Origin of the sequence: Enterovibrio gelatinilyticus (assembly GCF_028683095.1) — a bacterium.
Lineage (GTDB): Bacteria > Pseudomonadota > Gammaproteobacteria > Enterobacterales > Vibrionaceae > Enterovibrio > Enterovibrio gelatinilyticus.
Genome location: NZ_JAJUBC010000008.1, coordinates 1 through 23,150 on the forward strand (window position 1 = coordinate 1; position 23,150 = coordinate 23,150).

Consider the following 23,150-nt stretch of genomic DNA (forward strand, 5'->3'; position numbering starts at 1 on the left):
GTTTTATCGCCTTTAGGAGACAACTCAGTGACAACAACATAAATTTACGGTGTTGTATCTCGTTCTTCTGTCGCTAATTTTTGATCATCTAACGGGGCTGGATAGGGCAAATTTCCAAACGCTGATAGCTCACGCTTCACTTTATCCAGGTCAGCACTCGTATCATCAAATTCACTCATCAATTGATTGGACTGCTGTCTGTATTCGTTAAAGTCTTTACAATCTTTTTCTGATACCCAATTCCATGAGTTTCCTTTTTTGAACTCCTCACAGGCCTTCTGACTCGTTTCTGCTTTATGGCTAACCTTCAAAATCTGCTCATTTAAATCGCTCACCGCACGCGTCAAACGGTAGCGATCTGCATATAAAACATCTGTATTCTTGAGTCTCGATGTCAATTTGCTGATGGTATCGCGCTGTAAATTATTCTGTTCTTCTAACGATTGAATATTCACCGCCCCTTGCGATGATTTCGCGGTCAGTTCATCCACTGTCGAACGTAAAGAATCAATCTGCTCTTTGTTCTTAACAAGTAATTCCGCGTGCGCGGCTGCATTGATCTCTTTTTCAGACAATACAGTTTGTAGTTCCTCCATCTGCTGCTGCGCGGAGCTCAACTTTGTTTCTGATTGCGCTAACTCGTCTTTCACACTGTCGAGTTCATGCTGCGCAACATTGCCAATCGACGACCAATGATTGTTGGTGACAAGGCCACCTAACACTAAACCACCAACAAACAGTAATGCGCCTTTTTTGTTTGCGCTTGTCATATCCATTCCCCATAAAAAAGCTGCCGCCATGATACATCATGGGGCAGCTAGTAATGTTAGCTCAAAGAAAAAAAGCGTTAATTATCGGTTGTTTGGCTAGAGTTTACTCAACACCACATCGCCTTTCGGCACACAGCAACACGCTAATACCAGCCCTTCTTCTTTCTCACCAGGGAATAACGCAGGCATATCTGGTTGGTGTACCTCCCCTTCCACTAAACGCATCTTGCAGCAGCCACAAACACCCGCACGGCAACTGTAGTCGACTTGTACACCCACTTCTTCAGCTTGCACCAAGATAGGACGCTGGTTATCGCCGCGAATGTACTCACCATCTAGGGTGATAGACACTTCTGCAGCAGGTGCACCTTCTCCCATTGTTGGTGGCGAGAAGAACTCTTGGTGGCGTTGTGATTCAGGCACACCCAAAAGGTCAAGCAAAGTCATTGCGGCATCCATGAAGCCTTCAGGGCCACAAACGAAGATCTCACGTTGCGTCAACCAAGACACCAGAGCCAAATGTTCTTGGCTCAATCGACCCGTCAGCCCACTCCACTCATCCGAAGGACGGCTCAACAAAGTCATTACCTGTAAACCTTTGTGCTTTTTAGCCAGTGCATCGAGCTCTTCAGAAAAAGGAATGTCCGCTTCTGAGCGACACTGATGAAAAAAGATCACGTCATCAACTTCATTATGATCAGACAATGCTCGAAGCATCGACATCATGGGTGTCACACCACTTCCGCCAGACAACAAGAGTATCTGTCGACGCTTGTTGTTATCATCGCTCAAGTGAAATTGACCATCGGGTTGTTGAGCTTTTACTTCTGCTCCTTCACGCATTTCATCATGAAGCCAGTTGGACACCTCGCCACCCTCTACACGCTTCACTGAGATGGCGAAACGATCTGGTCGAGTGGGAGACGAAGATAACGTATAACGGCGTTGAACACGTTTGCCGTTTATATCCAACTCCAGAGGAAGATGCTGACCGGCTTTATATTTAGGCAGAACGCCCTGCTGATTTTCAAACCAAAACGTTTTGAAGTCCTGCGCCACGTGTTCAATCTCGTGGCAGGTTAAGTTGAGTTTTGGCTTGGTGTTGTCTTCGTAAACTTCGGCATCTCGATACTCGAGCACCTCAATTTTATCGCCCGCACGAATTTCACCTTCGTTCATCGCTATTAAGTTCATGCCGAAATTCACATTACCATCTTCGGCAGAGCGGAACTGACTCAAGGTGGTAATAGGCTCGCCGTTAACGCGAAAACGCCCTGAGTCCAAATCAAGCGTGGTGAAAATACAGCGACTACATGGGCAGTCAGCGCGAAACACCACAGAGCCAATTCGAATTTTCGCCCACGTATCTTCTTCGAACGCATCGCAACCTGTCACGACCAAGTTGGTGCGAAACTGATCCATGCTATGTACATCTGGCGTCTTGTCATTCAATGCGCTCAATGACGCCTCTGAAATAATCAACAGCGGGAAGCCATCCGCAAAACTAACTTTAGTCTGCGCTTTTGAGGCGTAGCGTGGTGAGGATTCCTCGCCCGAAAACAACAATTGCTTGTGCCCACCTAACAAGTGGCTAAACCACGCATTAGCGGTCGACGTCGTGGAGTAAGCATTGAATTCATCTTTCCACACATTAGTGTGTACTTCTTGAAGTGAGAACTGAGCATACTTAAGCACAAGAGGTGACATGGTAGGGTGATTCAACGTAATCCCGTTTGCCTGCAGTGAAACAGACACCTCGGTCATTTTTGGATCAGTACGACCAGTGACAAATTTCCCAGTGCTGTCTGCCACCATGAAACGGCGATCGAAGCTCAAGCCAATGCTCTCTACCCAAGCGTTTGATAAGGAAATACCACTGGCTGATTTAACGGGATAAACATTGATTTGACTGATTTTCGTGTCCACGAGAGCTCCTGCTTTTTATTAATATTTTCCAGCCTACATTAAAACACAGCAACTCTTAGAATCCGCGTAATATCCGTTCAAAATGTGTCATGTATTGCCAGTAAAATGTTGAACTAGCACGCAATAGACTTACCGTTTGAAGTAATAATCCGCGTTAATCGCTCAGGGTCACTCACTATCGTGGGGAATTTAAGGTACAGATGATGCAAACAGGTCAAACACAACGAAATGCATGCCAATGTTTTTTCGCGGATTTCTTCGTTATCCCACCACGCTTCGCCGCTGAGAATTTGATTCCAATCCTCACTTAAATTTTCAGCCAGTTCGATAGCTTCGCTCGCGTGACCACTGATCAACTCACCCACCGCAACCGGCACTTCATCCGTGTTTTTGCCTGCGCCAAAAATATTGCGAAGAGCGAGAATAGCATCCAATAAGCCATCAAGACGGTCAGGTTGCCTAGCAGCACTAAACAAGCGGGTAAATGCCAAACGGATTCCCGTTGAATCCGTGTCTTCAAGCAATAAGCTCCAGTTTTCAAGCTCGTCCAACACATTGTTGGTAATGTACACGGGCTCGTCAGCTTCTTTCACCGTATCAACAGCAGTCTTCGCCCCTTCCAACGAAAACGGGTCAATATGCCAAGCCCATTCTGGCGCGACGAAAGGCGGCGCATCGTTAAGAAAGCACATGGACATACATAAGGTAATATTAAGCTCTGTCGATACTTTATCGCTTTCCGCTTCAAGCACGTCACTCGGCCAATCGTCATCGTCCAGCAAATCACCGCTGTTGATGGCATAAGCATAGCCAGATTCAAGCATGAATCCGCTGTCTTTGCGTTTCGCCATTTGGCTCGGAAGCTGCAGAACATATTCGGCAATTGAAGGCGAATAACGACGAAGTGTTCCCCACTTAGTCTCAAGCTCATCAAAATCAACCAAGGCGGCATTTCGGAAACCGACAAACAAAGGGATTTGAGCAACCTCGCCATCGGCAACGCTGCGGGCAATTTCCAGCATTTCTAATACGGTACGTACAAACACATCTGCAGAAATCGGACCGCGGACACGCATCAAATCATAACTGTTGATCAGCAAGGCTGCGGGGAGTGATGACAAGGAGATAACACCTCGTTTTCCCTTTGAGTCCACGTAGTGACCATAGGTTTCACTTGGCTCATTACCAATCACTTCGAAGACCCGTTCAAAGGAACGATCTTCGATAAAGTGTCGATAGAGATTTTTGTTGCCGGGCAAGTTGGAAATCGCGGCACTCAAATATCCTGACGCGCGATAGAACAAGTGAGGTCTAGCCCCTGCTTTCACCAAAAAGAGTGGATAGAGTTCGGCAGCAACACCCGCCAAGCTTCTCGCAAGGGGGTCACTAATACTCACTAACGGCGTCTCACCACCATTTTGTCGACGCCATACCGAAAAGATGTGCTGACCATTTTGGAGCACATGAGGAAGCCGATGGAAAAACGATTGTTCAATATCACCTTGTGACACGGCGACGGCACGCATTTGTCGACAAAGTTGAACATAGGAAGTCAGCGTTTCTAATTGCTTAGACGTGAGTTTTCCCTGGTGCTGTAGTACGTGTCTTGCTTCCGCTTCTGAGATATTCAAAATGTAGCTGACAACGCGATGCCCCATAGCTTTGACGAAATTCGGGATTGGTTCTTTAAACGACATGACACCCCCAGCGTCAACAAACATTCATGGTGACTTCCTCAACGACGTAATGAGTGGGAAGCAGTTCTCTTTTTATCGGCAGCACGTTCAAGAAATATAGCACTCTCGGTTGAAATAAACTGGGATTCACTCTCCTGCTATCGATTTCTTGTCAGTGTTTAATGGGTTATCAGCCGCAATTTTTTTCAGAGCAGACCATATCCTTTCACCTGACGGATGAAGTCGCGACTGATATCGGTACGCATAGTAAGCGATTTTCCTGATCAGCGTGGTGTTTTCCATGACCACTAAGGTTCCTTTCACTAGCTCTGAACGAATGGCAAAATCAGGCAACCATGCCACCCCAAATCCATTCATCGCTTGCAGTTTTAGCATGTCTACCATGGAAGAAAGAAAGACTGGCTTAAGGCTCACTTCATGACGCACGGTTTCGGTTTGACGCCCCATGTACGAGGTCGGTGTAAATGCTAACCAAGGCACATCATCCTGCTCGAAACCAAACAAAGGCTTCCCATGTTCGTCCACTGCACACACGGGTAAGAGGTCAGCATGACCCACTTCGATATGTTCATAAGGTGCCAATTTAAGGTGCTCATTATCGAAAGCGAGCAACACGTCGCACTCACCTTCCTGTAGCGCATCAACAGCTTCATCAACATTCATGGCATCGACACTTAGCATAGGCCGTATTTCATCAGAAAACTGCGCCTGTATGAGCTGCGTCAGGTCTAATGCAAGGGAATGTGCAGAGGCAATGCGCACAACACTACCGTCGGAATAGTTCAAAGCCGAAATATGGCTAATCCCTTCCACCATTTGGTTAACTAGCGTCCTTGCTGTCACCCTAAATATCCGTCCACTGGCAGTGAGAGCAACAGGGGTTTGACTCCGATCGATCAACTCAGCCCCAATGGCTTGCTCCAACGCTCGAATCCGACGGCTAAATGCAGGCTGAGTGATATTGCGCACCGAGGCCGCTTCCGAGAAATTCCTGACTTCCGCTAGCGCGAGAAAATCTTCCAACCATTTACTTTCAATGTTCATTTGAGTGGCTTCATCCTTGCTGACGAGAGCGTGAAAATACCTACAAAAATATCAACCCAATTATAGATACACACCACCCACCCATACGTAATGTCTAACTCATCACACTTTTGTCGATTACTCATACTGAATCAGCATGAGTGAATCGGAAACGGCATTTTTCACACACTCAATCGCGTTCTATAGTGATCTCAAGGTGAACACCACCACTAGATAGTCAAGATGACAAGGAGAGACATGAACATTCCAGCGCCCTACCTACTTATGCTTGGAGAAAGCAAAGATCCGCTCGCCATCAAAACCGCCCGTGGCATTCACTATTGGCGTCCTGAGAAGTGCATGGGTCAACTGCGTTTGAATGATGAAGTACCGTCTCTCGACCTACCGGATATCGACGTTCAAACCGCCACAAAAGAAGGAGCAAAAACTCTCGTGCTTGGTATGGCAAACGCTGGTGGTGTGCTTGCTCCACAGTTTGTTCCCTACATCGTCGAAGCGCTTAATACTGGCATGAACGTGGCGTCAGGGCTTCACCAAAGATTAGATGCTATTCCTGCTATTGCTGAAGCAGCCAAAGCCTCTGGCGCGAGTTTATTCGACCTCCGTCATGCACATGGAACCTTGCCAGTTGGCACGGGTAAGAAGCGTTCTGGTAAACGCCTTTTAACAGTGGGGACCGATTGCTCTGTCGGTAAAATGTTCACCACCTTGGCGCTGGAAAAACAAATGAAGTCGCGTGGGCTCTCTGCAGCATTCTGCGCAACGGGTCAAACGGGTATTTTGATTGAAGGTAGCGGCATCGCGGTAGATGCAGTGGTATCCGATTTTATCGCTGGTGCGACCGAAACCTTATCGCCAGCATGTAATACAAACCAATGGCAACTGGTGGAAGGACAAGGCTCGTTATTGAACCCTGCATTTTCAGGCGTGACCTTGGGTCTTTTACACGGTGCCCAACCTGATGCACTGGTTCTCTGCCACGAAGCGAATCGCGAATACATTCGTCATATGTCGGATATGCCAATTCCAGACGTCGCCGACATTATGGAGTTGGCGGTTAGACTCGCAAAACTGACCAACCCTAATCCTCGCTTCGTTGGCATGGCCATCAATACTTCTGCGCTCTCGGAGGAAGATGCAAAACGTTACTTGGCGGATCTTTCCAGCCAATATGATTTGCCTGCCACCGACCCAGTGAGGTTTGGCGTAGATAACATTGTTGAGCATCTCATCCACGTATTCGAGGAGTGAACAGGATGAATGTTAGTGCAAAGATCGTGACCTACACATTGAAACGCCCATTTACTATCTCTCGCGGTAGTCGTAACACCGCAGAGGTTATACAAGTCACCGTTGAAAAAGATGGCAACATTGGCGTAGGCGAATGCTCGCCAACAGGTCGCTATGGGGAGAGTTTTGACAGCGTGCTCGCTGAAATTGAATCCGTCAACAATACCCAATGTGATCGCACGTTGTTGAAATCTCTTCTTCCCCCTGGCGCAGCACGTAACGCAATCGATTGTGCGTTATGGATGCTTGAAGCTGACAATTTCCCTGACAACTTCTCTTTGCCTAATCAGATTCAAACTGCCATGACGGTGTCCATTGCATCACCGGAAGAAATGGCGGAAGAAGCCAAACTCTACGTAGAGCAAGGGGCTACCTTAATCAAGGTCAAGCTCAATGCAGATGAAGTATACCAACGCCTCGCTGCCGTTCGCGCAGTGGCTCCGGATACCACATTGATTGTCGACGCCAACGAAGCGTGGGGAACGCTTGACATTGCTAGCACCCTTCAACAAATCGCACCGCTTAATATCGCAATGGTTGAACAACCTCTGCCTGCCAACGAAGATGACGCATTAAATGACATATCCAGTGCGATCCCACTTTGTGCCGATGAAAGCTGTCACACCGCAGACGATGTACAAGGATTGGTCGGAAAATACCAAATGGTAAACATCAAACTCGACAAAACAGGAGGGCTAACGGCTGCGTTTGAATTGGAACAAGCAGCGCGCGCCGCAGGGCTTCAAATCATGGTGGGATGTATGCTTGGTAGCTCTATTGCGATGCGAGCTGCGCTGCCCGTTGCAGCGACTGCCGTCATGGTCGACTTGGATGGTGCATTTTTGATCAGTGATGATGTCAAAAATGGCCTTCGCTACAAGCACGGGAATATTGTGCTAGGTTAGGGTCTGTTAAGCTTGGGTGGTTAAATTTCGTTCTACCGAAAAGCGTTTTAGCCGCGGCAATAATCAGAGTGAAATATACTCAACACGTTTCACTCTTTTTTTAACTTAAAATAGATAATGACGCTTAACCCATCAAAATTGCGACAAATTGTTAACAGGCATCTTGACCCATTTAAAACCTCACTCTAATCTAGCGTACATGTGTACGCTGGAATTTTGCGGTATTTAAAATGGAATCTACTCAAGCGAAAAAACCTCCTGTCATCTGGCTGAATGTCACCGTTTTTGCGGTCACCTTCGCCGTAGCAATAATAGGCACTCCACTTTGGGCGTATTATCACGGGTTTGATTGGGCACAAATCACCATGTTTGTTGCCATGTTTACCTTTGCTGGCATGTCTATCACGGCGGGCTATCACAGACTTTGGTCACATAAAACCTTCGAAGCGCATCCTGTGTTAAAAGGTATTTTTGCAATAGGCGGCGCACTCGCGCTGCAAAATAGCATTCTTCACTGGTCATCTGATCACCGCGTTCATCACCGTCATGTCGACGACAACGACACTGACCCCTACTCAGCAAAACGTGGTTTCTGGTATTCGCACATCGGTTGGATGCTTCGTGAATATCAGAAGCATCGTTATTCGGATTACAGCAACTGCCGAGACCTTCAAAAGGATAAAGTTGTTATGTGGCAACACAAGTATTACTTGCCACTGGTCCTCGCCACCAACTTCGGTATCCCTATCGCATTCGGATTACTTCACGGCGATATTTGGGGTGCAATTATTCTGATTGGTTTTTTGCGCGTGGTGGCTAGTCACCATACGACGTTTTTCATTAACTCTCTTGCCCACATTTGGGGTTCACAACCATATACGGCTAAGAACACTGCTCGAGACAATGGCATCTTGGCGTTTTTCACCTTTGGTGAGGGTTACCATAACTTCCACCATATTTTTGAGAATGACTACCGAAACGGCATTTACTGGTGGCAGTTCGATCCAACTAAGTGGCTCATCAAATCGGGTAGCTGGCTTGGCCTGACCAAAAAGCTACGTGTGACACCACAAGATCGCATTGAAAAAGCACGAGCAACCATGCTGTTGAAAAACATTCAAGCACGTTTAAGCATGACACCGAACGCAACACAACGCCTTCAGGCCATTGAGCAAGAATACGAAGCGTTAGTTGTTCGTATGAGTGAATATTATGAAGCCAAAAAGCGACTCATCGATATGGGTAAACAGAACCTATTGAAGAAATATGAGGAAGCGATATTGGTACAACAGTTGAAAATCCTTAAAGGGGATTTCATTCAGCAAAAACGCAACTGGCAAATGCTGACTGCCAACTACGCATAGCGCCAAGCGCGCTTTCTTTCGGGGCAGCTTCGGCTGCCCTTTTAGATCAAGGTATACGTGGAAATCCACATACAGCTCATCTGTCCATTTGTGGCAGTGCGTAAAGAGAAGATTGTGGGCTACGCCGATGTGCAAACGAATGGACGTTGAAGTAGTCAACATTCAGCAAGTCGAGAAAGCAGGACAGGTTTTGACCAATCACATCACGGAGAGGCGAGTAACGCCTCAAGGTACTTTATAATGGACAGTGCGCTAAAGCACACCTTGTCCAAAGGATTTAGCAACCCAAGCAATGAATATCACAACCACCAGAATTAATATAATTGCCAGTAAGGCCAAAATGACACCATTAGCAAAGCCTGCACTAAACCTGAAGACAATATTTCCATTATCCCTACCAGCACTTCGAAACGCACTAAACATACCAAACATATATAAAGACAACGCCACCGTTGAAAAATACAGCCCTTTGGAATCCAATAGTACGGCCAACTTATACTCTCCATATAAGTAGGCTAAGAAATACAAAATCGTTATAACAATAGATAACAAGGATATGACAACAAATTTCATTATACTCTCTTCAAACAATGCTATTGGTGCAACAAGCCAATAACTTCAACATTGAATGAGCATAAATGTACTGAAAAATAGCCTTTTTTATCGCGTCATTTTTGAGAAAATAAAGACACAGCTAGATCATCATCTAATCAAAATAACCATCACCACCCTTCCTCATATCACTTCCATGATATTTACAAAAATCTTAAGCACTCTGATCAATCACTCGTCTTTGTTTCTTCCTTCAGAGTATTGAGGTAATTCATCACTAATCTCATTCCACTGCGCTCGATATTCAGTAAAAATATGTGCATCTGGTTTATTAGGTATTTCGCTATCCAAAGTACCAAGCGTAAATTCAACCAAACTTCCATCACTATTTGCTGGTTCAAACAGTAAGCTCGAGCCACAGTTTCCACAGAAAGTACGCTTTGTCCCATTTTCTGCGACATATACTTTCAATAAGTCTTCACCAACCGTGATGCGAAAGTTACTCGCTTTCGCCTCTCCAAACGTCGCGAATGCTGCGCCATGGAATTTGCGACACATTGAGCAATGGCAATGCCCCATATGTGGCTCAATATGATCGACTTGATATTGGATATTTCCACACAAGCACTGGCCTGTATATTTTGCTGTCGTTGTCATTATCCCTCATCCCTTTGCTGTTTATTTCACCACTCTATACTCAATCATCAAGAAGAAAAAGGTGCACGGTATCTTACTTTGCTTCGTATCCAAGGGGCGTAAAACCATCGTAACTAAAGGGTAAAATGTCTCAAACCTAACGCTCGACAAGCCCAATACAGAGGAATAGAATCCCCCTCCCACAGTCCGTGACTCAGTGAGTAGGTCAAAATGCTAAACAAAAAACCGACTCGCATGGATGCAATGAAAAACATTATCGAACAAGTGAAAATGGAGTTGCCACTTTACGAACCAGAGACCTTTATATGCGGCCCTGATAACAGCTGTATTGGTTGTCCGAAAAAGTTGCTGGAACTGGTAGACTCTGAGCTTTCCTATTGGGAATCTGAGATGTCTCGTGGTATTTCGCCACAGTTTGACGACATCCGACGTTTTGGAAAACTTTGTACCAACGTAAGGCGGGGATTGGTAAGAAACAATATTCTGCCTGCCTAGTAACTGGCTACCTTCTCAATCGCTTCATTCTCAATCGCTATAGTCGAACTAGCTACATCCCAAGAAGTGGCAGTGCTTTTCTCTGTTGGTAGGTAAACGCAACACCAATGCTTGTTCGCAATGCTGCTTCTGGAAAAGTACTACCACAATCAAACTGCAACTGGCGATTGCCAATGTAGTCAAAAGCGTTTGGTAACACCTCTCGAAACGTGTCGACGAGTTTGGTTTGGCAGTGAACAAAAACAGAAATGGAATTTGGTGCTTGCTCTGACCAAGCCAATCTCACTGCAGTGCCACCTTTAACCACATAGCTAAGCTCACCCCATTTAAGGCTTTCTTCCACATTTTTGTCTAAGCCGTTCGCTACATCAAAAATCAGTTCACGTATCTCCATTAGTCGCGATCTAATATGAGGAGGGTAACGATTAAACTTCGCTGTAATTTGTGGGGCAGTTCCTTCTGGGGTCATAACATCACGCCTTGTTAAAAAAACGCCCGACATATTGTCAGGCGTTTCCGATTATTCCATCATGAAAGACAACAAGATGTCTTCCAGCTCATCCCACGGTAATGGTGTTTTATCAATGAGTTCAACTCGCGACTCCACACCCGTTAAGCTGATCGGGTTTACGGATACCATTTGATTGACGACATTAAATGCGAACATGCCGTCATCCGTATTCATTACCGCCTTAACACGCTCGGCGTTCACATTGGCAAACAGGCCATAGAGTGAATCAAAAGGAAATACTGTTTTGGGTTCAAACACCCAACCACAACTGACGTATCCCTGCCCTTTATTCTCTTTACGGCGGAATTTCTCTCCTGGCGCAAGTTCAAAAGCTGGCATGTCGTCATCGTCGTGCGAGTGATGGTGAGCAAACTGCGCGTCTCTATCAATACGAGGTAGACCTAACCACTTGGGATCAAGTTGCCCCTGCTCAACGTATCCTGAGGTTTGCTTAGGGATTTCAGAATTGGCAACGTACGCGTCAAAGGCAGCAATATCTGCGGGGGAAGACAAGTCGATCTTGTTAGCGACAACAACATCAGCCAGTGCGAGTTGATCTTGGAAGTTTTGATTTTCCGTATAGCGAACATCGGCGAAATTACGTGGATCCACCAAGGTAATCGTCGCATTCAGCGCAATGTAGTTTTCATAATGCTCGGAGAGCAATTTACCAATGATGTCTTTTGGATGCCCTAGCCCCGTTGGCTCAATCAGTAAACGATCAGGGTTTTGTGCCAATAGCGCATTGATGCCGATGGCCATTGGTAGACCCGCGACACAACACATGCAGCCGCCCGGTACTTCTTTAACCAGCGCACCTTGCTCACTAAGGAATGCGCCATCAACACCCACTTCGCCAAATTCGTTCACGAGCACTGCCCAGTTTTCGTTATCAGGCTTTTGTTTAAGCATTGAAAGGATGGCGGTCGTTTTTCCCACGCCGAGAAAGCCAGTAATGATGTTCGTTGGTACCACTTTTGTTAGTTTTTCAGCCATTTTAAAATCCAAGCGCGCAAAGCAAACATGCGAATAGAAACAGTGTATCAAGACAACTCTTTGAGCAAAGAGATTTTTCTTCGCTTTACTATGCAATTCCATCATCTAGGCTTTTAAGCTTGTGATTAATGGTTGATATTTATACAAACATGAACCAATTGGTCATTCCTATATCACTAAAAGGGAAAGATGATTGGTGCGTTTGAACCTAGCTGATACTCTAAAAGTAATAAGAAGCTCACTCTTTTTTTAGGAGGAAGGGATGCTAAATACAAACACTGCCAAAGCAGTGATTGATCATGCCCTATTTTTAGGCGCTGATTTTGCGGAATTGTTCATTGAACGACATCACTCAGGCAGCGTGGAAGTGCTGTCCGGCGACGTCGACAAAGTGAACTCTGGTATTGATTTTGGGATTGGTATTCGACTTTTCTTTGGACATAAAGTCCTCTACGGATACACCAACAGTCAGGATGAAGAAAAACTAAAACGCGTCACTACCCTGCTCTGCGCAAAAGATAAACGCGACCAAATCGCCAATGCGGGTGCATTGAATCTGATCATGAATACAGATCGTCACCCAGCGACCATGCCGTTTTCCGTCGATAACCGCGTTGAAGAGAAGATTGCCTTTTTAAAACGTGTCGATGCAAAAGCGCGAGCAGAAAGCGACAAAATTTCTCAGGTAATTGGCCGTATCGCGCAACGCGAACAGCACATTGAAATTTTCAACTCCACCGGCTTACACATTCAGGATACCCGTCACTACACGCGTATTGCCTCGTCTGTGGTTGCAACCCTAGGTTCTGAGCAATCAACAGGGTATGAAGCACCGGGCATGTTATCTGGCTGGGAGTTTAACTCCAGCGTCGATCCTGAAGCGCTCGGCGAAATGGCGGCTAAACAAGCACTGATTAAGTTGGGTGCAAGTGCCTGCCCATCGGGTGAAATGCCGGTTGTTATCGGTAATGGCTTCGGTGGCGTTATCTTCCACGAAGCGTGTGGTCACTTGCTTGAAACCACATCTGTAGCGAAAAAAGCCTCAGTCTTCCACGACAAGATGGGTGAGATGATCGCCAACCCTGTTGTCAACGCTGTCGATAATGGCCTCCTAACCAACGAGTGGGGCTCCATCAACATTGATGATGAAGGCATGGAAACCCAGCATACGCAGCTCATCAAAGACGGTAAGTTGACTGGCTTTATGGTTGACCACATGGGCGGTTTGAAAACGGGCTATGAACGCACAGGATCAGGTCGTCGTGAATCCTACAAATATGCGCCAACCTCACGCATGCGCAACACCTACATCGAAGCAGGTGACGCTGAGTTTGATGACATGATCTCTGGCATTGAACGCGGTATTTACGCGAAGAAAATGGGCGGCGGTTCTGTACAGCCAGGTACTGGCGAATTCAACTTCGCGGTTCAAGAAGCCTATTTGATTGAAAATGGCAAAGTGACCACACCGCTGAAATCGGCAACGCTGATCAGCACAGGCCCTAAAGTACTGAAAGAAATCAGTATGGTCGGCAAAGACTTTGCGTTGGCTGCCGGTATGTGTGGCTCGGTAAGCGGTTCTGTCCCAACAACCGTGGGTCAAGCAGCGCTTAAGGTCGATAACATTCTTGTGGGAGGTGGCAGCTAATGAGTGAATTGAACAACCTAGAAAATGCCCTTGAGCAAGTATTGGAACTGGCCACCAAACAAGGTGCAACAGCAGATGTTATCGCATCAAGCAGCGAAAGCTTTAGCTTGAAATCTGACCAAGGTGAACTGTCAGAATATAAGGTAACAGCAAGCCAAGTTATTGGTGTACGTGTGATTAAAGATGAGCACGTCGCCATTAGTTATTCTGAATCTTTAGAGCCAGAAAGCCTTGCTCAAATGGTGAACCAAGCGCTAACGAACGCAAGCTACACCAAGAAAGATGCGTTTCAGAAAATCCGCGCTGAAGGTTTAACCCTAAGAACCGAGCAGCCGGAAATCTACCAACAAGACAACGCAACGCCAGAGCAGAAAATTGAACTGGCCTTGTCGCTTGAACGTCAGATCCGCGAAAAGCCACTGGCGAAATCAGCGCCGTACAACGGCTATAGCGAAAACAGCGCTCTTGTTTTGCTGGGCAATACACTCGGTACCCGCTGCTCGCATCAAGAGCGTACCTTTAGTTGCTACACGGCCGCACTGATTGACCATAACGACAAGCAAGCCATGCATGTCGCGGCCTCAATCGCCAGAACGTTTGACGGGTTAGCGCCTGACAAAATCATCAACGATGCTTATGAGATGGCAGAAGCCTTGCTGGAAGGTGAGCCCATTGCAACCGGACAGTATTCTGTCATCTTCGAACAAGACTGTTTGAATGATGTATTGGGCGCATTTGGCAGTTGCTTCTCTGGTGAATCCGCTAAACGTGGTACAAACCCTTGGCGTGACAAGATTGGTGAGCAGGTGATGAGTCCGCTACTGACCTTCAAAGATATGGCGTACATGCCAGGTGGTTTTTCCATCAAAGCATTTGACGGCGAAGGTTTTGCAACTTCTGACACACCGCTCATCGAAGAAGGTAAGCTCGTTGGGTTGCTACACAACTCAGCTACAGCCGCGCACTTTGGCGCAGCGCATACCGCCAATGCTGGTCGATCTGCGAAGGGAACACTAAGCGTGTCATCCCGCCACGATGTGATCTCTGCTGGAGCAAGCAGTGAAGCGGAAGTGACAGCGGGCGAATATCTTGAACTCGTAGAACTGCAAGGTGTTCACTCTGGTGCTGATGCCATTAGTGGTGAGTTCTCCTTTGGTGCGAGCGGTTTCTTGTGCAGAGACGGGAAACGCTTGAAACCCGTTCGTGGTATCACGGTGGCAGGTAACTTCTACACCATGATCAAAGAAGTTGAGGCAGTTGGAAACACAGTCATTCCAAACTACGACGGCTGTTTTTTTGCGCCTTTGATTCGCTTTGCGCGATTGAATGTCGCCGGTAAATAGCTGATTCAGACGCCCCTCTCTGGGGCGTTTTTTCCTTTGAGCCATTTCGCATTACGACAATCAACCTTATTCTCAAAGTAACAAAGCGTCCCCCGCCTCTCAGCCAAAATACACAAAATCAATTTAACCTTCTGTTTTTTAAAAAATAAAAAGTAGGCACTAATTATGCTTGTGATGTTTGGAACCATCATTGGAGGCTTTGTATGTCGTGGAAGAAAATGCTCATCGCGAGTATCTATATTGTCAGCACTTATACTTATGCGTTAACTGCACAGGACTTGGAGTTTGAATCAGGCTCGGACGCTTCTAACTATTCAGCACTGGGCAAACCCAACGACGTTTACTCAATTTCAGGCCAACTCCCGCAGGACACTCTCGATAACGTATATTCAATGCTTCCCGAAGGCAGCACAGTTAACAGCGACTATATCGCTACAGGAAAATATTCAAGTATTGATATCGACGATGAACTAGCAGGTGCACCTCACGCATCAGCACGTGTTACCTTCTTAAACGAAGGTGCTGGTTATCGAAACGTGTTGGGCTATTTTGTCTACGACACTGATAACCCTCCCGCTTCAATAGATGACGTGCCGACACACATGATTATCTTTCCAAACGCATCCAAGCCGAATCAAGGCGAACTTGTGGAAGGTGATACCATCGACCTCGACGTTGAACTCACCGCAGGTCAAACACTTGGCTTCTTCATTATTTCAAACGGCTGGGGATGGAGTTCAGGTTACAATAGCATTCCTTCGCTGGGTAAATTTGGCACTCCTTTCTACAGCTTCCCTGACTTGAATCCAGAGGCCACCGCAGAGTATCGCAGGCATAACGTCGCATTTATTGATACAGAAAACGACTTTTTGGTTCTTGCTTTTGAAGACATCAAGCGACCTAAAGGTGACAATGATTTCAATGACTTAATATTTACTGTAGAAATCACACCTTTTCAGGCGATTGATGGTGTAAATCCCGATGGCTCAACCGATGCCAAATATGAGGTACTCACGCAGCAGAACAATCCCGATGTTACCGTGACCTCTGTTTACCCGAGTTCAGATGGATATGCGACATTAGCCTTCGAAGACAACTGGCCATTGAAAGGTGACTACGATTTCAATGACGTCGTATGGCGGTATCGAATCACAGAAGAGTTGAATGGTCAGCGCGAACTAAAAAGCATCTCAGCAGACTATACATTACAAGCAATGGGTGCGGGTTACTCGAACGGTTTTGCTGTACACATGCCAAATGTTGATCCCAGTAATGTCGCTTCAGTATCGTTAACGCGCAATGGTGTTGCCGTAACCCACACCATCCAGCAATCAAACGCGGGTGAAACCGTGCTTATCGTTTCGGAAAACCTTCGTGATGACTTAGAACCACTTGGTGTTCTCACTGAAAGTTGCCCGTTCTACCGAACTCAAACAGCCTGTGTCGACTCACAACTAAGTCGGCTTGATTACCAACTCAATGTTGAGCTAATCACTCCTGTCGCTCGTGCAGTTGTTGGCTACCCGCCTTATGACCCTTTCATTTTCGCTTCAACTGGTATTTACCATGGAGACTTTGCCGCTTTCCCACCAGGAATTAGTTGGCAGCTACACCTAAAACAGTTCGACGGTACCAGTGATATAAACAATGCATTCTTCAATATACATGATGACAACTCCGGCGGTTCAGAATCCTTTCTGACAGAAAATAACATGCCTTGGTCAATCAATATTCGAGATGAATGGAGCCATCCATTGGAAAACACCGACATCAGCCATGCCTTCACCACTTTTGCGGACTGGGTAACAAGCAGCGGCGAAACCAACACTGCATGGTATGAGGCAGCAACGTCCAACAAAGTCATCGCCCCACTGGCAGACGAGGATTAATACAATGAACAAGATATTGAAGAAATTGAGTTTGACTGCCCTGCCGCTGATTTTAACTGCATGTGGTGGAGGCGGAGGTGGTGACGCATCAGGCGGATCCGCTGGCGGTACAGCAGAAACAGGCAATACAGGTGGAAGCGACGTGACATCGTCGTCTCCATCTCAGGAAGCCACAGCGCTAACCAATACTGATGACATTGTGGCAGCACGTGCGTTTAAATTCTGTATTGGCCAAACCATTCAATTAAACGTCAACTACAGCGGCACCACATCTGGGGCGCTCCACATTTTCTCGCAAGCGGATTACATCCACGCAAACGGCGATGTCGATGTTGACCCGTTGTCGCGAATCACAACCATTTACCCAGATTTGACCACAGGCGTGGATATCGAAGTCAATGGTAATTGGGAGCAGTTATACGCTAGGTGGGTGCCAATGAGCAGTAGTGAATCCGAGCAAACCTTGGTCATCAATCTTGACCAATCGAGTAGTTCCTACCTTGTATCATTAGACTGATTAATCACGTTACTCTCAGGCATCTATACTTGTCATAAGCGCCTACTTTGATGGGCGCTTTTTCATCAAGGAAGAGCAATGCAAGATACTCGATTAGAGACGCCACGGTTAAACCTTAGGCGTCTCAACGAAAATGACACGACGTTTATTCATCGCTTGTATAACACCGATGGATTTTTGCGCTTTGTCGGTGACAAGAACATCCGAAGTGATATAGATGCCGCCGTTTATCTTCGTGCCACGCTCATACCCATGTATGCACAAGCCTACATGGGATTATTTGCCGTCGAAGAAAAAAAGAGCAAACTACCTGTCGGTATATGCGGGTTGATCAAAAGAGATACGTTGGACGACATCGACTTAGGGTTTGGATTTTTCCCAGAATACGAGGGGAAAGGCTACGCCTCTGAATCCGCAAAAGCGGTGATAGCATTAGCGCAAAACGCGCTCGGGGTTACCCAGATTGTTGCGATTACCCATCCTGATAATGTTCGCAGTTTGGCGCTGCTTTATCGGCTGGAGTTTACGCTTCAATCTGGCGTTGAGACTGAGCCTGACTTTCTGCTACTCAAGCGTCAATTAGTAACCCAAAAACGCAGTGTAGGATAACCATCATTATTTTGGTTACCATTGTAAGGTGCGCAAAGTGCTCAAGGCGCTCAAGGTAAAATTACAACAGCATGTCATCTTCGATTGGGATGAAACGATCAACGCTATTGACTAGAGCATTCGCCGTCAGCGTAGGTACACCAAATACCACGGCATCTTTACCATAACCTTCTCGAACACGATCCATGAGCAAGGCAAAATCTCCATCACCCGACAGGAGCACCACCATATCAACGTTCGGTGCTGTTTCAATTACATCAATGGCAATACCCACATCCCAGTCACCTTTACTACTGCCATCACTGCGCTGGATAAAGGGTTTTAATTTCACATCAAACCCGATGTGACGGAGTGCATCTTGGAATTTAATTTGCTGATCATCATCTCGGCGAATCGCATAAGCCGTTGCTGACACGACCTCACCCATATGCGCAAGGTTCTTCCACAATAAGCGATAGTTAAACTGACGACCATAGGCTTGTCGAGTTGTGTAGTACACGTTTTGCACATCAACGAACACAGCAATTTTTTTCAACGGATGACCTTTGCGGATGAGTGGAAATCAAGCCAAATCATAACACATTCGCCCGCAACAAAAGGGAATTATGATTGTCCAATAATTTGCGCAAACGCTTGTTTCAACGGATCACTTTTTAGCACTCGTCCATGCCCTAGCCCTTCCGTCGCTACCAAAGAAACGTGAGTAAATTCTGTTGCCTGTTCTGACACAGAAAACGGCGCAAATCTGTCCCCTCTATCATGAACGATCGTAACGGGTGACTGACGTTGCCCTAGCTTTTCGAACGGGTCAATACTCTCAATCGTGGTGTTATATCGTTTGCCAACATCTGCCACAACAGCATGAAACAGTTTCATCGAATACCCAGAGGCTTCTACCGTACCAAACAAGTTTTCCCAGTATTTTAGTACTGGCGCCACCAGAATAATGGGTTTCCCTTTCAACGCTTGATGTTCACTTTCGAGCAGCGTAGCCCCACCCATCGAGTGAGCAATCACGCCTTCGACTTGTTCTTGTTGATTCAATATACCATCCAGAGCACTCAGAAATGCGGGAATGCTTCCCTCTTTACCTTCGCTTCTTCCATGCCCTGGGTGATCATAAGCCAATGCGGTATAACCTGCCTCTGCGATATACTCCATCAGAGGGAAGAATTGATTTGCCGATCCTGACCAGCCATGAGTTAACACCCAAGTCGGTCCGCAACCGAGCTTATAGGTCATCATTTTCCCTTCAGCCGTACCCAATGCCTCAATGACCATACCACTCGGCGTAGGGTTGTTCTCTTTCCCTTTGGCCGGTGTCAGGAAAATACGACGCGCCGTTTTAAGCGCATGGTTTGGCGCAATACGATGATGAAGTCGAGAGCCAACATTCAACGCACTCCGTCGAAAACTGAATCGTTTGTTTTTCCCAAAGTATATTTTGCTACTCATGTTGTTATCCTTTTTAAACCAAACTCTAAAAACACACGGCTCAACACGTTAAAGTGGCCCATGAAATAGTACGGTCGTGCTTTTTGTGGGCAAAATAACGATTACAATTGATGCTCTGATTGCATCAACAATCAGCAGTGTTTCTACAAATTGCGTCGTCACAAGCAAAGTTATTGTTTTTTTGCCCGCACCCTCGTAAACAGCTCATCAATACCGGTCCAGAACTTTTGACCACCATCAGCTTCAAGCCCCAATGTTCTGAATAAATGGCTACTCAAATACAGTCCATACAATTCATAGACGGTTTGCCAGCAATCAAGGTCACGCTTAAACTCTCCTAATTCAATGCCTCTTTCGAATTGAATATGGAGATAGTTCAGCCACTTTTTAATCGTCACCTCAAGAACCTGCTGCATCGGATCGTCTCCAGAATGACTTTCACGCCATGCATCCAGAAACATACAACTGCCTTGAAAAGAGCCATTCCAAGTGAGCCAGTTGTCCAACATATGTCGGATCTTAGCTTCGATGGAACAATGTGACGCATCACGGCACGGTACAATCACACGTTCAGCAAATCGTTCGCCCGCATATGCCACCACTGCGGCTTGAAGGTTGCTCCTCGCATTAAAATGGGCAAACAATCCACTTTTTGACATGCCAACACGCTTTGCAAGCTCTCCAATGGTCAAGCTCTCAAGCCCTTCTCGACTCGCCATTTCAAATGCGATTGACAGTATCTGTTCTCTTGTCTGTTTTTTCTTGCTCATCACTGACTTCTGTTTTGCGGCAATACCCAAGCTACTTGAAAATGCTTGAGTATATTCATTAATAGCACGAACGTTCGATTTATCAATCAAAGATACTCTGGTCAGAGTAGTCGACCTTATATCTTAAGAGAGCTTAGCTGCTGTTTAATGAGCCGCAGGTCTCTCTTTTGGCCGTTATCTCTATCCATATTCAAGAATTGCAGATCTTGCGGGGCTAGAATGGCTAACGCGTCACGCCATCATCAGCAAAATGACACGAACTAAAATTTGTCGGCGAAATTTGCTACAGAGTACGTTAGCGTTGGCGGAAAATGGAAACGAATGAATAGGGAATAAGCATGGAACTACAGGCCAACCTGAGAATGATGGCGCGATACAATCAGCGTATTAACAGCAGCCTTCTCGACATATGTGGACAACTTAGCGAAGAACAGCTGAACCAAAACACACTCTCGTTCTTCCCAAGCGTGCTTGATCACTGGAATCACATCATGTTTGGTGATCTCATCATGCTTCAGCGACTTGCAGCCAATAAAGTCGGTGGACTCGATGACACATCACTCGAACAATTTCCTGTTTCGCGCAAAGTCGACGACACATTTGCATCAACACTTGCTAGCTTCATTCCGCTCCGACATCTATTGGATACCATTATCTGTGAAATGGTTGAACAACTAACTGACGACGTCACCTCTGAGCCGTTTCATTACACTAATACTGAAGGACAACGCCTTACCAAGCTGGTTGGGGAATATTGTCAGCACCTATTCAACCACCAAACCCACCATCGCGGGCAGCTCACTTGTATATTGAGCCAGTTTGGATTGGACTATGGCTGCATGGATTTACCCATTGTGGTACCCGAAGGCGGCGCTATCTAAATACACATGCATCGAGAAACCAATCTTATTGACTCACTCAATTTCTTCAACGTTTGTGTTCGGTTTTGCATAACTTAACCGAGCTAAACGGTGCGTATCGTGATAGCTGTCCAGACCTGAAATCGCAACCGTCTTAAGTGCTTCAATATCAATATAACCATCGGCGGTGATGGCCTTTTCATCCACCAGCACCTGAACGACCTCCCCAATGATCAACTCCGTGTCGTTGATTGCCAAGTTCTGCACCTCACGCACTTCCAATGCAAACTTTACGCGACTCTCTGCAACATAGGGTGCTGCCACTCCATTTACGCATTCTGGTGTCAGCCCTGCTTCAACGAACTCAGACACCTCTGCGGGATATCGCGCAGACGTCTGATGCGCCTGCTTCCACATATCTGCAGAAACTTGATTAATGGTGTACACACCTGTTGCTTGAAGATTTTCCAAGGTGTCACGCGTCACCGTATGCGGGCGACTGATCATTCCCACCAACGGTGGATTTGCGCCGATGTGAAAAACTGAACTAACAATGGCGAGATTGTGATTACCTTTGCCGTCGGTTGTGCCGATTAGGTTTGCGCTTTTGAAACCAGAAAGGCTATTGATGAATTTGGCACGGTAGCGATCGTCCATTGCGATGATGTCTGCTGTATTCAATTTCATGATTATTTCTTTTTGTATGTGTGAGAAATTCAATACAGCATTCTGCCTTTTTTCGATCAACGCAATCATGGGAAATACACAACAAATAAAGTGAGTTAGGATGAAGCATTGGCTCTATACCAAAGCAATCTGCTCTCACCTCTCAAGCAATGACAAGGACAGTATGAACGGCGTAACGGGATTTCTCACTCGGACATGTAAAGACAGCGTCAACGTTGCCACAACACTTTATAAAATCATGATCCCTACCATCATCGTGGTTAAGGTTTTTGAAGAATTTGGTGGTGTTATTTGGTTTTCAAACGTTATTGCACCTCTCATGCAATTTGTTGGATTACCAAGTGAAATGGGTTTGGTATGGGCCACGGCAATGTTCATCAATATTTACTCAGCGTTGGTGGTACTCATTAACTTCGATGTACCAATGACGGTGGCTCAAGCATCCATTCTGAGCAGCATGATTCTACTCGCCCATTCAATGCCAATCGAAGTGGGACTGGCGAAAAAATCTGGCGTCTCAATTTGGTGGACAATTTTGAGTCGCGTCGGCGGTGCGCTGCTTTTTGCGTGGATATTAAAACTCATATACCAAGCAACAGGGTCGCTACAAGATCCTGCACAGATGATCTGGCAACCATCTAATTCTGGCGACGTATCATTAACCAATTGGGCGATCAATCAAGTGCAAAATCTTGCGATTGTGTTCGTCATTATCTTTGCGCTGATTTTCGTACTCAACCTGCTCAAAGTACTGGGTATTGAACGCTTAATTGCCAAGGCACTTAGCCCCTTTTTACGTTTGCTTGGTATTAGTCGCGAAGCCACAAATCTGACACTAATTGGTATCACGCTTGGCCTTTCTTACGGCGGAGGTCTATTGATCAATGAGGCAAAAAAAGGACACATTCCACCACGTGATATTTTCACTTCAATCACACTACTTGGGCTATTGCATAGCCTCATCGAAGACACATTGTTAATGCTTGTTATTGGTGCAGATTTCAACACCATTTTCTGGGGAAGATTGGTATTTGCGCTAGTGCTCGTTGCCGTGATTTCTCGTATGGTCCGGTTAATCGATGGAAAACGCTGTGAGCGATTATTCTACCGTTCAGTAGCCTGTTAAAAACGAAAACTAAGCTCTAACGATAGCGCCTCAGGTGAG

Annotated in this window: 23 protein-coding genes; 11 read left to right on the forward strand and 12 right to left on the reverse strand. The window is 46.2% G+C overall.

From position 1 onward, the window contains the following. Window positions 1-44 precede the first annotated feature (44 nt). The 4 genes from LRP50_RS08485 to LRP50_RS08500 all read right to left on the reverse strand — a co-directional run bounded on the left by LRP50_RS08485 (window position 45) and on the right by LRP50_RS08500 (window position 5,437). On the reverse strand, window positions 45-800 hold the full coding sequence (locus LRP50_RS08485) for a hypothetical protein (RefSeq protein WP_274164029.1): 756 nt from the start codon (window positions 798-800) through the stop codon (window positions 45-47). A gap of 66 nt (window positions 801-866) precedes the next feature. Further along, entirely contained in the window at window positions 867-2,696 is a 1,830-nt protein-coding gene (locus LRP50_RS08490; protein ID WP_274164030.1) for a hybrid-cluster NAD(P)-dependent oxidoreductase, read from the reverse strand. Between the two features lie 113 nt (window positions 2,697-2,809). Beyond that, window positions 2,810-4,393, reverse strand: coding sequence for a hypothetical protein (locus LRP50_RS08495; RefSeq protein ID WP_274164031.1), 1,584 nt, complete (start codon window positions 4,391-4,393; stop codon window positions 2,810-2,812). Window positions 4,394-4,519: 126 nt separating this feature from the next. After that, complete coding sequence (locus LRP50_RS08500) at window positions 4,520-5,437, reverse strand: LysR family transcriptional regulator (RefSeq protein ID WP_274164032.1); 918 nt, start codon at window positions 5,435-5,437, stop codon at window positions 4,520-4,522. Window positions 5,438-5,674: 237 nt separating this feature from the next. Here LRP50_RS08500 and dgcN point away from each other — a divergent pair, with 237 nt between their 5' ends. The 3 genes from dgcN to LRP50_RS08515 all read left to right on the forward strand — a co-directional run bounded on the left by dgcN (window position 5,675) and on the right by LRP50_RS08515 (window position 8,996). After that, a complete protein-coding gene (dgcN, locus tag LRP50_RS08505) occupies window positions 5,675-6,688 on the forward strand; it encodes an N-acetyltransferase DgcN (RefSeq protein ID WP_274164033.1) in 1,014 nt (337 codons plus the stop codon). A gap of 5 nt (window positions 6,689-6,693) precedes the next feature. Further along, entirely contained in the window at window positions 6,694-7,632 is a 939-nt protein-coding gene (locus LRP50_RS08510; RefSeq protein ID WP_274164034.1) for an enolase C-terminal domain-like protein, read from the forward strand. A gap of 230 nt (window positions 7,633-7,862) precedes the next feature. Further along, window positions 7,863-8,996, forward strand: a complete 1,134-nt coding sequence (locus LRP50_RS08515) for a fatty acid desaturase (protein ID WP_274164035.1) — start codon at window positions 7,863-7,865, stop codon at window positions 8,994-8,996. A gap of 252 nt (window positions 8,997-9,248) precedes the next feature. On the opposite strand, the gene LRP50_RS08520 is transcribed toward LRP50_RS08515, so the two are convergent. Together LRP50_RS08520 and LRP50_RS08525 are read right to left on the reverse strand one after the other, a co-directional pair. Next, window positions 9,249-9,569: a hypothetical protein gene (locus tag LRP50_RS08520; protein WP_274164036.1), complete on the reverse strand. Its 321-nt coding sequence runs from the start codon at window positions 9,567-9,569 to the stop codon at window positions 9,249-9,251. 210 nt (window positions 9,570-9,779) lie between these two features. Further along, complete coding sequence (locus LRP50_RS08525) at window positions 9,780-10,205, reverse strand: GFA family protein (protein WP_274164037.1); 426 nt, start codon at window positions 10,203-10,205, stop codon at window positions 9,780-9,782. Window positions 10,206-10,415: 210 nt separating this feature from the next. Between LRP50_RS08525 and LRP50_RS08530 the strand changes: the two genes are divergently transcribed. Further along, window positions 10,416-10,700 (forward strand): hypothetical protein, encoded by a 285-nt coding sequence (locus tag LRP50_RS08530; RefSeq protein ID WP_274164038.1) that lies wholly within the window; start codon window positions 10,416-10,418, stop codon window positions 10,698-10,700. A gap of 52 nt (window positions 10,701-10,752) precedes the next feature. Here the strand turns inward: LRP50_RS08530 and LRP50_RS08535 are convergent, their stop codons facing one another. Together LRP50_RS08535 and LRP50_RS08540 are read right to left on the reverse strand one after the other, a co-directional pair. Beyond that, complete coding sequence (locus LRP50_RS08535; protein WP_274164039.1) at window positions 10,753-11,094, reverse strand: DUF1801 domain-containing protein; 342 nt, start codon at window positions 11,092-11,094, stop codon at window positions 10,753-10,755. A 126-nt stretch (window positions 11,095-11,220) separates the two neighbouring features. Continuing rightward, complete coding sequence (locus LRP50_RS08540) at window positions 11,221-12,207, reverse strand: CobW family GTP-binding protein (protein WP_274164040.1); 987 nt, start codon at window positions 12,205-12,207, stop codon at window positions 11,221-11,223. Between the two features lie 262 nt (window positions 12,208-12,469). On the opposite strand from LRP50_RS08540, the gene LRP50_RS08545 reads away from it, so the two are divergent. The 5 genes from LRP50_RS08545 to LRP50_RS08565 all read left to right on the forward strand — a co-directional run bounded on the left by LRP50_RS08545 (window position 12,470) and on the right by LRP50_RS08565 (window position 18,213). Continuing rightward, the gene (locus LRP50_RS08545; protein WP_274164041.1) at window positions 12,470-13,855 is read left to right on the forward strand and encodes a TldD/PmbA family protein; all 1,386 of its coding nucleotides are present in this window, start codon (window positions 12,470-12,472) and stop codon (window positions 13,853-13,855) included. Further along, window positions 13,855-15,198, forward strand: coding sequence for a TldD/PmbA family protein (locus LRP50_RS08550; protein WP_274164042.1), 1,344 nt, complete (start codon window positions 13,855-13,857; stop codon window positions 15,196-15,198). The genes LRP50_RS08545 and LRP50_RS08550 overlap by 1 nt, the downstream gene beginning before the upstream one ends. Before the next feature lie 203 nt (window positions 15,199-15,401). Beyond that, window positions 15,402-17,087 (forward strand): LruC domain-containing protein, encoded by a 1,686-nt coding sequence (locus LRP50_RS08555; protein WP_274164043.1) that lies wholly within the window; start codon window positions 15,402-15,404, stop codon window positions 17,085-17,087. A gap of 4 nt (window positions 17,088-17,091) precedes the next feature. After that, complete coding sequence (locus LRP50_RS08560; RefSeq protein WP_274164044.1) at window positions 17,092-17,604, forward strand: hypothetical protein; 513 nt, start codon at window positions 17,092-17,094, stop codon at window positions 17,602-17,604. A gap of 78 nt (window positions 17,605-17,682) precedes the next feature. Further along, a complete protein-coding gene (locus tag LRP50_RS08565) occupies window positions 17,683-18,213 on the forward strand; it encodes a GNAT family N-acetyltransferase (RefSeq protein WP_274164045.1) in 531 nt (176 codons plus the stop codon). 61 nt (window positions 18,214-18,274) lie between these two features. Here the strand turns inward: LRP50_RS08565 and LRP50_RS08570 are convergent, their stop codons facing one another. From LRP50_RS08570 to LRP50_RS08580, 3 genes are all read right to left on the reverse strand, one after another. Continuing rightward, the gene (locus LRP50_RS08570) at window positions 18,275-18,748 is read right to left on the reverse strand and encodes an NYN domain-containing protein (protein ID WP_274164046.1); all 474 of its coding nucleotides are present in this window, start codon (window positions 18,746-18,748) and stop codon (window positions 18,275-18,277) included. Between the two features lie 68 nt (window positions 18,749-18,816). Continuing rightward, on the reverse strand, window positions 18,817-19,668 hold the full coding sequence (locus LRP50_RS08575) for an alpha/beta hydrolase (RefSeq protein WP_274164047.1): 852 nt from the start codon (window positions 19,666-19,668) through the stop codon (window positions 18,817-18,819). 170 nt (window positions 19,669-19,838) lie between these two features. Then, the gene (locus tag LRP50_RS08580) at window positions 19,839-20,438 is read right to left on the reverse strand and encodes a TetR/AcrR family transcriptional regulator (RefSeq protein WP_274164048.1); all 600 of its coding nucleotides are present in this window, start codon (window positions 20,436-20,438) and stop codon (window positions 19,839-19,841) included. A gap of 338 nt (window positions 20,439-20,776) precedes the next feature. On the opposite strand from LRP50_RS08580, the gene LRP50_RS08585 reads away from it, so the two are divergent. Beyond that, complete coding sequence (locus tag LRP50_RS08585) at window positions 20,777-21,319, forward strand: DinB family protein (protein ID WP_274164049.1); 543 nt, start codon at window positions 20,777-20,779, stop codon at window positions 21,317-21,319. A 33-nt stretch (window positions 21,320-21,352) separates the two neighbouring features. Here LRP50_RS08585 and LRP50_RS08590 read toward each other — a convergent pair whose 3' ends face one another. Continuing rightward, the gene (locus tag LRP50_RS08590; protein WP_274164050.1) at window positions 21,353-21,985 is read right to left on the reverse strand and encodes a flavin reductase family protein; all 633 of its coding nucleotides are present in this window, start codon (window positions 21,983-21,985) and stop codon (window positions 21,353-21,355) included. A gap of 163 nt (window positions 21,986-22,148) precedes the next feature. Between LRP50_RS08590 and LRP50_RS08595 the strand changes: the two genes are divergently transcribed. Further along, a complete protein-coding gene (locus LRP50_RS08595; protein WP_274164186.1) occupies window positions 22,149-23,111 on the forward strand; it encodes a hypothetical protein in 963 nt (320 codons plus the stop codon). Window positions 23,112-23,150 lie beyond the last annotated feature (39 nt).

Bases quoted from the DNA above. Each gene is read 5' to 3' on its own strand.
- LRP50_RS08555 (WP_274164043.1), top strand. From the start codon at position 15,402: ATGTCGTGGAAGAAAATGCTCATCGCGAGTATCTATATTGTCAGCACT.
- LRP50_RS08560 (WP_274164044.1), top strand. From the start codon at position 17,092: ATGAACAAGATATTGAAGAAATTGAGTTTGACTGCCCTGCCGCTGATT.
- LRP50_RS08500 (WP_274164032.1), bottom strand. From the start codon at position 5,437: ATGAACATTGAAAGTAAATGGTTGGAAGATTTTCTCGCGCTAGCGGAA.
- LRP50_RS08565 (WP_274164045.1), top strand. From the start codon at position 17,683: ATGCAAGATACTCGATTAGAGACGCCACGGTTAAACCTTAGGCGTCTC.
- LRP50_RS08535 (WP_274164039.1), bottom strand. From the start codon at position 11,094: ATGGAGATACGTGAACTGATTTTTGATGTAGCGAACGGCTTAGACAAA.
- LRP50_RS08525 (WP_274164037.1), bottom strand. From the start codon at position 10,205: ATGACAACGACAGCAAAATATACAGGCCAGTGCTTGTGTGGAAATATC.
- LRP50_RS08575 (WP_274164047.1), bottom strand. From the start codon at position 19,668: ATGAGTAGCAAAATATACTTTGGGAAAAACAAACGATTCAGTTTTCGA.
- LRP50_RS08520 (WP_274164036.1), bottom strand. From the start codon at position 9,569: ATGAAATTTGTTGTCATATCCTTGTTATCTATTGTTATAACGATTTTG.
- LRP50_RS08595 (WP_274164186.1), top strand. From the start codon at position 22,149: ATGAACGGCGTAACGGGATTTCTCACTCGGACATGTAAAGACAGCGTC.
- dgcN (WP_274164033.1), top strand. From the start codon at position 5,675: ATGAACATTCCAGCGCCCTACCTACTTATGCTTGGAGAAAGCAAAGAT.
- LRP50_RS08540 (WP_274164040.1), bottom strand. From the start codon at position 12,207: ATGGCTGAAAAACTAACAAAAGTGGTACCAACGAACATCATTACTGGC.
- LRP50_RS08550 (WP_274164042.1), top strand. From the start codon at position 13,855: ATGAGTGAATTGAACAACCTAGAAAATGCCCTTGAGCAAGTATTGGAA.
- LRP50_RS08485 (WP_274164029.1), bottom strand. From the start codon at position 800: ATGGCGGCAGCTTTTTTATGGGGAATGGATATGACAAGCGCAAACAAA.
- LRP50_RS08545 (WP_274164041.1), top strand. From the start codon at position 12,470: ATGCTAAATACAAACACTGCCAAAGCAGTGATTGATCATGCCCTATTT.
- LRP50_RS08580 (WP_274164048.1), bottom strand. From the start codon at position 20,438: ATGAGCAAGAAAAAACAGACAAGAGAACAGATACTGTCAATCGCATTT.
- LRP50_RS08495 (WP_274164031.1), bottom strand. From the start codon at position 4,393: ATGTCGTTTAAAGAACCAATCCCGAATTTCGTCAAAGCTATGGGGCAT.
- LRP50_RS08510 (WP_274164034.1), top strand. From the start codon at position 6,694: ATGAATGTTAGTGCAAAGATCGTGACCTACACATTGAAACGCCCATTT.
- LRP50_RS08590 (WP_274164050.1), bottom strand. From the start codon at position 21,985: ATGAAATTGAATACAGCAGACATCATCGCAATGGACGATCGCTACCGT.
- LRP50_RS08530 (WP_274164038.1), top strand. From the start codon at position 10,416: ATGCTAAACAAAAAACCGACTCGCATGGATGCAATGAAAAACATTATC.
- LRP50_RS08515 (WP_274164035.1), top strand. From the start codon at position 7,863: ATGGAATCTACTCAAGCGAAAAAACCTCCTGTCATCTGGCTGAATGTC.
- LRP50_RS08585 (WP_274164049.1), top strand. From the start codon at position 20,777: ATGGAACTACAGGCCAACCTGAGAATGATGGCGCGATACAATCAGCGT.